The organism is Kitasatospora sp. NPDC056138, assembly GCF_042264695.1.
Classification (GTDB): domain Bacteria; phylum Actinomycetota; class Actinomycetes; order Streptomycetales; family Streptomycetaceae; genus Kitasatospora.
In genome coordinates, this window is sequence record NZ_JBHJVK010000135.1 from 1 (window position 1) to 7530 (window position 7530).

6 protein-coding genes are annotated in these 7530 nt (G+C 74.3%); 2 read left to right on the top strand and 4 right to left on the bottom strand.

All coding sequences use genetic code 11. From position 1 onward, the window contains the following. Positions 1 to 357 precede the first annotated feature (357 nt). Positions 358 to 2358: an FUSC family protein gene (locus ACFC1R_RS38115; RefSeq protein WP_375946315.1), complete on the top strand. Its 2001-nt coding sequence runs from the start codon at positions 358 to 360 to the stop codon at positions 2356 to 2358. Positions 2359 to 2594: 236 nt separating this feature from the next. Here the strand turns inward: ACFC1R_RS38115 and ACFC1R_RS38120 are convergent, their stop codons facing one another. Continuing rightward, positions 2595 to 4388, bottom strand: coding sequence for an ABC-F family ATP-binding cassette domain-containing protein (locus ACFC1R_RS38120; protein ID WP_375946316.1), 1794 nt, complete (start codon positions 4386 to 4388; stop codon positions 2595 to 2597). A gap of 75 nt (positions 4389 to 4463) precedes the next feature. Then, the gene (locus tag ACFC1R_RS38125) at positions 4464 to 5126 is read right to left on the bottom strand and encodes a hypothetical protein (protein ID WP_375946317.1); all 663 of its coding nucleotides are present in this window, start codon (positions 5124 to 5126) and stop codon (positions 4464 to 4466) included. A gap of 209 nt (positions 5127 to 5335) precedes the next feature. On the opposite strand from ACFC1R_RS38125, the gene ACFC1R_RS38130 reads away from it, so the two are divergent. Next, positions 5336 to 5674, top strand: coding sequence for a DUF6191 domain-containing protein (locus ACFC1R_RS38130; protein ID WP_375946318.1), 339 nt, complete (start codon positions 5336 to 5338; stop codon positions 5672 to 5674). Here the strand turns inward: ACFC1R_RS38130 and ACFC1R_RS38135 are convergent. Next, positions 5662 to 6582, bottom strand: coding sequence for a 4-(cytidine 5'-diphospho)-2-C-methyl-D-erythritol kinase (locus tag ACFC1R_RS38135; RefSeq protein WP_375946319.1), 921 nt, complete (start codon positions 6580 to 6582; stop codon positions 5662 to 5664). The two genes, ACFC1R_RS38130 and ACFC1R_RS38135, sit on opposite strands and share 13 nt — an antisense overlap. Further along, a complete protein-coding gene (gene rsmA / locus ACFC1R_RS38140) occupies positions 6579 to 7463 on the bottom strand; it encodes a 16S rRNA (adenine(1518)-N(6)/adenine(1519)-N(6))-dimethyltransferase RsmA (RefSeq protein ID WP_375946320.1) in 885 nt (294 codons plus the stop codon). Before rsmA ends, ACFC1R_RS38135 begins: the two co-directional genes overlap by 4 nt. Positions 7464 to 7530: the final 67 nt, after the last annotated feature.

Sequence of the window (7530 nt, forward strand, 5' to 3'; positions counted from 1 at the left end):
CCTCCTCCGGCCGCCCACCGTTGATCCACTGCTGGGCCGCCTCGATCGCCTGCTCACGGGTCGTCACGCGGTCGCTCTCCTTAAGAGCCGGATGGGTGGTTTCAGCCTAACGGGACCCACCGCACCGGGTCCCGGAACTGCCGGCCCGTCAGCGCTTCCAGCCGTCCACGGCCGTCGCACCCGCCGCACCCCGGCCGTGACGGCACCGCTACGGCGGCGCCCCCGGGGCGGGGCCCGGCCGCCGATAGACTGGGACCGCACCGGTTCGCCCCGGTCCGACCTCATCTGCCGCGCAACGTCGCACAGCAGCGACGCCCTGACGCCCTCGCGGCGGCCCCGGGCATCAGCGGAAGGCACGTGAACCTCTTGTCAGCCCCCGGCCCCGCCGATCCGGTCCAGGGCCCCGCCGACCCACCGCACCGACCCGCCGACCCGGCACCCGGTCCGACGGGAGCCTCCGACGCCGGCCGCTTCCCGGCCTGGTGGGCCCACGCCGCCCGGCCGGCCAGGCCGCCGCTGCCCTGGACGCTGATGATCCGGGCCGCGCTCGGGATGGGAACCCCGCTCCTGCTCGGCCTGTTCCTGGGCCGGCTCGACCTCGGCGTCTTCGCCGGCCTCGGCGCGATGCACGCGACCATGAACGACCGTGTCGAACCGACCCGGCTGCGCGCCCCGAGGATCGCCACCGCCCTGCTCGCCTCCTCCCTCGGCATGCTGATCGGCGCCGCCCTCCAGCACGCGGGCAGCGGTCCGGCGACCGTCGGCCTCGCGCTGACCGCCGTCGCCTTCGCCTCCGGCGCGATCAGCGCCACCGGGCCGCGCGGCTCGGCGTCCGGCATGCTGTTGCTGGTCTCGGCTTCCCTCGGCGGCGGCATGGCGCTGCCGCAACCGTGGTGGGCGGCTCCGCTGATGATGCCGGTCGGCGCCGGGTACGTGGTCCTGCTCGGCCTGCCCCACCGCGCCCACGGCACCTTTCCCCGCTCCGACCCCCGCCGCCGCGCCCTGGCGGCCGCGTACGAGGCGCTCGGCGACACGCTCGCCGCGCTCGGTACGCCGCAGGGTGCGGCCTCCCGCCAGGTGCTGACCGCCCGGCTGAACCAGCTCCAGGACCTGCTTCCGCACGCCCGCCCCGGCCGCCAGGAGCCGGACCACGTCCAGCGGCTGCGCCGGATGTACGAAGCGGGGCTCGCCGCGACCGAGACGGCCAGCGGACTGCTCTGGGCCTGGCGCCCGGTCCCGCCCGCCGTGGCCGCACTACCCGGGCAGCTGGCCCGGGCGGTGCTCGGCGGACCACAGCCCGAGTACCCGGACTGGGTCCCCGACACCCCCGCCCTCAAGGCCCTGGACGTCGCCCTGCGCGCCGCGACCGACACCGTGGCGGGCCGCCCCGCCGAACTCGGCACCGCACCCGCTCCACCCCCCGACCCGTGGCGACTGCGGGTCAGGCTGCTCTCCCGGGGCTCGGTCCGGTACGGCCTGCGGGTCGCGCTCTGCATCGCGGTGGCGGAGGCGACGACCGCCGCACTGCCGCTCAACCGCAGCTACTGGGTGCCGATGACGGTCGCGTTCGTCCTCAAGCCGGACCTGGGCTCGGTCTTCCTGCGGGCCGTCAGCCGCTCGGTCGGCACCGTACTCGGCGTGGCGGTGACGGCCGCGCTGCTGCTGGCCACCACCGACAAGTGGGCGCTGGCGCTGATCGCCTCGGTCTGCGTCGCGCTGCTGCCGTACTCGGCGGCCGCGCACTACGGACTGAACACCGCCGTGATGACGCCGATGGCCCTGGTCCTGGTCCAACTCGGCGGGGGGAGCGGGACGGCCGAGTTCTGGCCGAGGGTCCTGGACACCGCCCTGGCCAGCGTGATCGTGCTGGTCTTCGGCTACCTGCTGTGGCCCGAGCGGCCCCCGCACCGGATCGAACCCCGGCTGGTCGCCGCCGCCACCGCACTGCGCGAGTACCTGGCCTCGGTGGTCGAGTCCCCGCAGGCGCCGGTCGCCGAGGTCTGGCTGCGCCGTACCGCCTACCGGGCGCTGGCCGACGCCCGCCAGGAGGTGCAGCAGGGGCTCACCGAACCCCCGCCCGCCGGACGGCTCGCCGCCCGGTGGCTGCCCGCGACCGCCGCCCTGGAGCGGCTCAGCGGCGCGGTCGCCGCGTACGCCGCCCAGATCCGCTACGGCGACCGGGCCCCCGAACCCGCCGAGGTCCAGCGGGTGTTCGACGCCCTCGACCGTCTGACGGCCGCCGCCCGCACCCACCACCCGCCGACCGGAAGGGCCGCCCGCCCCACCGGCCCGCACGACCCCTCCCGCAGCGCCATCGGCCGGGCCGCCGACGAACTCGACGTCCTGCTCGGTCACTAGGACCCGCGAGCCTCCGGAGCCCGCGCGGCCACGGCCGGGGCGCAACCGGGGCGCGGGGAACTGCCCAAGGAGCGCTCCGAGGACCACGCGAGCCCCCGGAGGGCGGCCCGCACCCCCGACCCTCAGGTCGTCGAGGTGCGGGCACCCACCGGGGGCCCCGGCGCCCGGTCGCCCCCCGGACGGCGACGGTTCCACGCGGTCACCCGCGCCACCGGCCGCCGCCGCGCAGCAGGTCCTCAGACCTGCTCGGCGAGCTCCAGCCAGGCCATCTCCAGCTCCTCCTTCTCCTCCCGGACCTTGCGCAGCTGGGCGTCCAGCTCCGCGACCTTGGAGAAGTCGGCGGCGTGATCGGCGAGTTGGGTGTGCAGCTTGGACTCCTGCTGGTCCAGCTTGGCGATCTGGCGCTCCAGCTTCTGCATCTCCTTCTTGGCCACCCGCTGGTCCGCGGCCGGCTTCGCCGCGACCGGAGCGGCGACGGCCGGGGCCGCCGCCTCGGCCAGCTGCGCACGCCGCTGCAGGTACTCGTCGACACCGCCGGGCAGCATCCGCATCCGGCGGTCCCCGAGCAGCGCGTACGCGGTGTCGGTGGTCCGCTCGATGAAGAAGCGGTCGTGGCTGATCACGACCATCGAGCCGGGCCACCCGTCGAGCAGGTCCTCCAGCTGGTTGAGGGTCTCGATGTCGAGGTCGTTGGTGGGCTCGTCGAGGAACAGCACGTTGGGCTCGTCCATCAGCAGGCGCAGCAGTTGCAGGCGGCGGCGCTCGCCACCCGACAGGTCACCGACCGGCGTCCACTGCTTGTCCTTGCCGAAGCCGAACTGCTCGCACAGCTGACCGGCGCTCATCTCCCGGCCCTTGCCGAGGTCGACCCGCCCGCGCACCTGCTCGACGGCCTGCAGCACCCGGGTCTGCGGGTCCAGCTCGTGCACCTCCTGCGAGAGGTACGCCAGCCGTACGGTCTTGCCGACCTTGATCACACCGCCGGAGGGCTGCACGTCGCCCTCGGTGGCGAAGGCCACCTGCATGGCCCGCAGCAGCGAGGTCTTGCCCGCGCCGTTGACGCCGAGCAGGCCGATCCGGTCACCGGGGCCGAGCTGCCAGGTGAGCCGCTCGAGCAGCAGCTTCTCCCCGGCCTTGACGGTGACGTCCTCCAGGTCGAAGACCGTACGGCCCAGCCGGGCGTTGGCGAACTTCATCAGCTCGCTCCTGTCGCGCGGCTCCGGGACGTCGGCGATCAGCGCGTTGGCGGCCTCGATCCGGTAGCGCGGCTTCGACGTACGGGCGGGGGCGCCGCGGCGCAGCCAGGCCAGCTCCTTGCGGGCCAGGTTCTGCCGCTTCTGCTCCTCGGTGGCCTCGATCCTGGATCGCTCGGCGCGGGCGAAGACGTAGTCGGAGTAGCCGCCCTCGTACTCGCGGACCTCGCCGCGCTGGACGTCCCACATCCGGGTGCAGACCTGGTCGAGGAACCACCGGTCGTGGGTGACGCAGACCAGCGCGGAGCGGCGCTTCTGCAGGTGCTGGGCGAGCCAGGCGATGCCCTCGACGTCGAGGTGGTTGGTCGGCTCGTCCAGGACGATCAGGTCGGGCTCGCCGAGCAGCAGCTTGGCCAGCGCGATCCGGCGGCGCTCACCACCGGAGAGCGGGCCGATCACGGTGTCCAGCCCGTCCTTGAAGCCGGGCAGGTCGAGGCCGCCGAACAGGCCCTGGACGATGTCGCGGATCCGGCCGTCGCCGAGCCACTCGTGGTCGGCGCGGCCGGCGATCACCTCGTGCCGGATGGTGGCCTTCGGGTCGAGCGAGTCGTGCTGGGTGAGCACCGCGAGGTTCAGTCCACCGGAGTGGGTGATCCGGCCGGTGTCCGGCTCCTCCAGCTTGGCGAGCATCCGGATCAGGGTGGTCTTGCCGTCGCCGTTGCGGCCGACGACCCCGATCCTGTCTCCCTCGCTGACGCCGAGGCTCACCCCGTCGAGCAGAGCCCGCGTGCCGTAGACCTTGGTGACGGACTCGATGGTGGCGAGGTTGACGGCCACTGCTGCTGCGCTCCTGGGAGGGGTCGGGAGTGTTCTCCGATCTACCAGCCTAGTGGTCGCCGTGCCACGGACGGGCTACGAGAAGATCGCCTCGGCCACGACCAGCACGATCGACCCCGTGAAGGTCAGCCCGGCGGCGATCAGGAAGGTCAGGAAAAGGCCGAAGACCAGCGGGATCAGCGTCCCCCAGGGCTGCGGGTTGGCGCGCGGCCCGATGCCCTTCTCGACCTGGACCTTCCTCGGCCCCACCACCGGGAACAGCAGCAGGAACGCGGCCCCGCAGAGGATGCCGAAGATCGCCGCCAGGTCCATCGCGGCGTTCGACGCCCCGGGCTGGACGTAGCCTCCGCCGTCCGTGCGCCGCAGCTCGGCGGGCTTGCCGACGTCCACCCGGGCGTTGCTGATGTGCGCGGTGGGGTCGGCGGGCGAGCCGTCGTGCGGAACGAACCGGCCCTGGCACTCCCGGTGGCTGCTCTTGCCCGAACCCACGGTGTGGCAGTGGGCGGCCGTGAAGGTGCCGGGCGTGCCGGCCATCCCGGCCGTGTAGCGGAACTCGTCCGCCGGGAAGCGCAGCAGCCAGCCCGCCAGCACCAGCACCCCCACCGCGAACAGCGCGCCGACTGCGGTCAGCGTCCAGCTGGGCCCCGGGTCCTGCGCCGGTACGCGCTCCGCGTCACGGTCGCCCTCCGTGCCCTCCGTGCCTTCTGCGCTCTCCGCGCCGGCTGCGTGCCGCCCCATCTCGCCCCTCCATCGCCTCGGCGGGAGCGTAGCGGGGCTCCCTGACAGCCCCGACGCGGGTCCCCGGAGGCAGGCGGCCACGTGGGCGGCCCCGAGACGGTCCGGAGGCGGCCACGTGGGCGGCCCCGAGACGGTCCGGAGGGGGACCAGAAGCGTTCCTGGAACACCCGGCCCAGGAACGGCCGCCGGCGCAGGAACGTTTCCCCGGCATGCTGCGCTTACTGACCAGTCCGTTCGTGGTCCTGTTGATCGTGGTCCCGCTCTTCCTGCTGGCCGCCCTGAAGACGGCCGTCGCCCGTGCTCAGCACCGTGGGCTGCTGCCCGGCCGGCTGCCGCTGCACGCCGAGCCGGGGGCCCGCGGCGCCGGGGCGACCGCCACCGAGGAGCTGCACGCCCTGCTGTATCCGGGCAAGCGGGTCCAGCTGGAGGAGCGACGGATCGCCCTGGTGTTGCGCGATGACGAGCACGACGGCGCCCCGAAGCGCACCGGCATCGACCTCGACGCGGGGACCGCCCGGATCGGCCGGCCGGGTCCTCAGCGGACCTGAGCACCCGCCACGGGTCCGTACGTCGGGTGGGCGGCCCGGCAAGTCCCCGATTCCTCAAGGGACTTGGCGATGGCGACGGCTGCTTCGGCATCCTTGGCGAGAAAGGCACAGGTCGGCCCGGAGCCGGAGACCAGGGCACCGATGGCCCCGGCCTCGGTACCGGCCCGCAGTGTGTCCGCGAGCGCGGGGCGCAGCGACAGCGCGGGGGCCTGGAGGTCGTTGACCAGAGCGGCGGCCAGTGCGGCCGGGTCGCCGTCGGCGAGCGCCGCGAGCAGCGCCGGGTCGGCGTCCGGGGTGGGGACGTCGGCCTCGGACGAACCGGTGCCGGCCTCCTCGCGCAGCCGGTCGCACTCGCGGAAGACCGCGGGGGTGGAGAGGCCGCCGTCGGCGACCGCGAAGACCCAGTGGAACGTTCCGGTGACCGGCAGGGGCTGCAGGATCTCGCCCCGCCCGCGTCCCAGGGCAACCCCGCCGACCAGCGCGAACGGCACGTCCGAGCCGAGTTCGGCGGCAAGCTCCAGCAGGGTCTCGAACGGCGTGCCCAGGCCCCACAGCGCATCGCAGGCCACCAGTGCGGCGGCGCAGTCCGCGCTGCCGCCCGCCATGCCGCCCGCGACCGGGATGGCCTTGGCGATGTGCAGCCGGACGTTCGGCGTGAAGCCGTGGTGGGCGGCCAGCAGCCGGGCCGCGCGGGCGGCGAGGTTGCTGTCGTCCAGCGGGACGCTCGCGGCGTCGGGGCCGGTGCAGGTGAGCGTGACGCCCTCCCCGGCCGCCCCGGCCTCGGCGGTCACCTCGTCGCCGAGGGCGACCGCGAAGAAGACGTTGGCCAGGTCGTGGAAGCCGTCGGCGCGCAGACCGCCGACACCCAGCTGGACGTTGACCTTGGCCGGCACCCGTACCGTGATCACTGCTCGTCCGCCTTCGGCTTGTGCTCGGCGATGGCCGCGAACTGTTCCACCGTCAGCATCTCGCCGCGCAGCTTGTGGTCGATCCCGGCACCGGCCAGCGCCTGCTCCGCGGCGGCCGGGGAGCCGGCCCAGCCGGCCAGCGCGGCCCGCAGGGTCTTGCGGCGCTGGGCGAACGCCGCGTCCACCACCGCGAAGACCTCCGTACGGCTGGCCGAGGTCTTCGGCGGCTCCCGGCGGATCAGCGAGACCAGGCCGGAGTCCACGTTCGGCGCGGGCCAGAAGACGTTGCGGCCGATCGCCCCGGCCCGCTTCACGTCCGCGTACCAGTTGGCCTTGACCGACGGCACCCCGTACACCTTGTTGCCGGGCTTGGCGGCGAGCCGGTCGGCGACCTCGGACTGCACCATCACCAGGGTGCGCTCGATGCTGGGGAAGGTGGCCAGCATGTGCAGCAGCACCGGGACGGCCACGTTGTAGGGGAGGTTGGCGACCAGCGCGGTCGGCGCGGGGCCGGGCAGCGCGGTGACCTCCATGGCGTCGCTGAGCACCAGGCTGAAGCGCTCGGCCCGCTCGGGCATCCGGGCGGCCACCGTGGTCGGCAGGTGCTGGGCCAGCAGCGGGTCGATCTCCACCGCCGTGACGTGCTCGGCGACCTCCAGCAGCGCCAGCGTCAGCGATCCGAGCCCCGGACCGACCTCCACCACCGCGTCCTCGGCCGTCACCCCGGCGGCCCGGACGATCCGCCGCACGGTGTTGCCGTCGATCACGAAGTTCTGCCCGCGCTGCTTGGTCGGCTTCACGCCGAACGCGGCCGCCAGCTCCCGGATGTCGGCCGCGCCGAGGAGGTGACTGTCGGAGGGGGTGGGGTCAGTGCTGCTCACCCCGCAAGGATACGGGCGCGAACGGCGCTCACGGTTCGACCGGCTCGGTGGTCGCCACCGCCCCCTC

Bases quoted from the DNA above. Each gene is read 5' to 3' on its own strand.
- ACFC1R_RS38130 (WP_375946318.1), top strand. From the start codon at position 5,336: ATGCTGCGCTTACTGACCAGTCCGTTCGTGGTCCTGTTGATCGTGGTC.
- ACFC1R_RS38125 (WP_375946317.1), bottom strand. From the start codon at position 5,126: ATGGGGCGGCACGCAGCCGGCGCGGAGAGCGCAGAAGGCACGGAGGGC.